The 2950-nt window shown below is 38.8% G+C and carries 1 protein-coding gene; it reads left to right on the top strand.

Annotated elements, in window-relative coordinates; translation table 11 throughout:
• On the top strand, positions 1–2950 hold a 2950-nt coding region (locus HCR01_RS37500), incomplete at both ends, for an amino acid adenylation domain-containing protein (protein ID WP_193200947.1).

A 2950-nucleotide genomic window follows, 5' to 3' on the forward strand; every position in this document is an offset into this window, starting at 1 on the left:
CCACACTCAAAGCTTATGAAAATCAAGATGTGCCTTTTGATAAAGTAGTTGAAGCACTACAACCACAACGTTCTTTAGCTTACTCTCCCTTTTTCCAAGTAGCATTTACACTACAGAATACACCGATGAGTGAGTTGCAATTTTCCAATGTAACTCTTACGCCTTTAACGCCAGAAATAATAACTACAAAGTTTGATTTGACAGTATTAATGTCTCAAACACCTTCAGGGCTAATGAGTCATTGGGAATACAGCACTGACTTGTTTGATCAGTCAACTATTGATCGCATGGCTGCTCATTTTCAGAATTTGTTGTCAGCAATTGTAGAAAATCCTTCACAAACGGTGGGTGAATTACCCTTGTTAAGTGAAGCAGAACACTATCAGTTGTTGATCGAGTGGAATGATACTGAGAGTGAATATCCCACTGATAAATGTATTCATCAATTGTTTGATGAACAGGTAGAGAAAACACCGGATGCTGTAGCGGTGGTGTTTGAGAATCAGCAGTTAACTTACCACCAATTGAATCAAAAAGCCAACCAACTAGCACATCATCTGCAAAACCTCGGTGTCAGATCAGAAGTACTAGTAGGGGTTTGTGTAGAACGTTCGATTGAGATGATAGTGGGAATATTGGGGATACTTAAGGCTGGTGGTGCTTATGTACCTCTTGACCCCAATTATCCCCAAGAACGGTTGAGTTATATGTTAGAGGATTCTGGTGTTGAGATGTTGTTAACTCAACAATCGTTACTGGAATCTTTGCCGTCACACATTGCACGGGTGGTTTGTTTAGATATGGATTGGGGTGCGATCGCTATTGAGAGTGATGATAATCCCGATATTAAAGTCAAATCTGAGAATTTGGCTTATGTGATTTATACTTCTGGGTCTACTGGCAACCCCAAAGGAGTTTTAGTAACTCATAGGGGATTACCTAATCTAGTTATGGCCCAAAGGAATCAATTTAATGTTCAATCTCAAAGTCGAGTCTTACAGTTTGCTTCTTTTAGTTTCGATGCCTCAGTTTCAGAAATTTTTATGGCTCTGAGTTCAGGAGCGACACTTGTCTTAGCAAAAGCAGAGTCATTGATGCCTGGATCGGATTTAACAGAGACACTAACTCAGTTTGGGATCACTCATGTAACACTTCCTCCATCAGCTTTGAGTGTTTTGCTACCAGATGAATTTCCAGAGCTAGGTCAAATTATTGTAGCCGGAGAAACTTGTTCGACTGAACTAGTAAACCAGTGGAGTAATGGTCGTTGTTTCTTTAATGCCTATGGGCCAACTGAGTCTACAGTTTGTGCCACAATAGCCAAAATTAGCAACAGCAATCCAAAACCAATAATAGGTCGTCCCATAGCCAACACCCAAATCTACATCCTAGACCGAAATAATCAACCTGTGCCTATTGGAGTAGCAGGAGAACTACATATCGGAGGTGTAGGGCTTGCCCGAAGCTACCGCAACCGACCGGAATTAACTTTAGAAAAATTCATCTCTAACCCCTTTGTTCCCAAGTCAAAACTATATAAAACTGGAGATTTAGCTCGATTTTTGCCTGATGGCAATATTGAGTTTCTTGGTCGAATTGATGACCAGGTGAAGATACGTGGTTTCCGCATAGAACTAGGAGAAATAGAATCAGTTCTGAGCACCTATCCTAAAATACAGCAAGTTACAGTCATCGCCAGAGAAGATACTCCAGGGAACAAACGGCTGGTAGCATATTTAGTTCCTCATCAGGCAGGAATTGAACTCTGGCCGTCAGTAGCAGAATTCTACGTTTATGATGAGCTGCTGTACTACGCGATGACCAATGACTATCGGAGAAACCAAAGTTACCAAGTTGCGATTAATCAACTGGTCAAAGATAAAGTAGTTGTTGAAATTGGCACGGGAAAGGATGCAATTTTAGCCAAATTTTGTGCAGAAGCAGGAGCCAAGAAAGTCTACGCAATTGAGAGAGACTATGAAACTAGTCAGTTAGCTTCAACTTGTGTGCAAGAGTTGGGGTTATCAGAACAAATTAAAATTATACATGGAGATGCTACTACAGTAGACTTACCAGAATTAGCTGATGTATGTGTTTCTGAAATTGTCGGGCCGATTGGTGGATGTGAAGGAGCAGCAGTAATTATCAATAACACCAGAAGGTTTCTTAAACCAGATGGTGTAATGATTCCTCAAAGAAGTATGACTCAGATTATTGGAATAACTCTTCCTGATGAATTACTAAATCAACCCCGATTTACAAAAGTTTCAGGTTATTATACCCAGAAAATATTTGAACAAGTTGGATATCCTTTTGATTTACGATTATGTATTAAAGGATTAAACAAAGCCAACTGGTTATCCAATAGAGGAGTTTTTGAAGATTTAGACTTTAGCAAGCCTATTAGCACAGAATTTACTCATCAAATTAAATTAACTATCGAAAAATCAGGAAGATTGGATGGTTTTTTCGTGGGGTTAAACTTACACACAATTGAAGGAGAATGTATAGATATTCTAGAACATGAGCATTGCTGGTTACCAGTTTATTTTCCAGTCTTTGAACCAGGAATTAATGTGGATGAAGGAGATGTCATCGAAGCTTTTTGTACGAGAACACTTTGTGAAAATAATCTGAATCCAAATTATGCTATCCGGGGTCATCTTTTGAAGACAAATGGAGAAGATATTGAGTTTGAATACATCTCATATCACTGGGAAAAAATGTTCAAGCAAACCCCTTTTTATCAACGTTTGTTTGCTGATAATAATCTAGAATATTATGCAATTAATCAATCATATCAACAAAAGGTATTGAGCAGTACAGAGTTGCGATCGCATTTGCAACGCAAGTTACCAGACTACATGATACCTGGTGCGTTTGTAATTTTAGAGAGTTTACCATTAACAGCAAATGGTAAAGTAGATAAAAAAGCACTAAGCGCACCAGA

The organism is Nostoc sp. MG11, assembly GCF_014904695.1.
Taxonomy (GTDB): Bacteria; Cyanobacteriota; Cyanobacteriia; order Cyanobacteriales; family Nostocaceae; genus Komarekiella.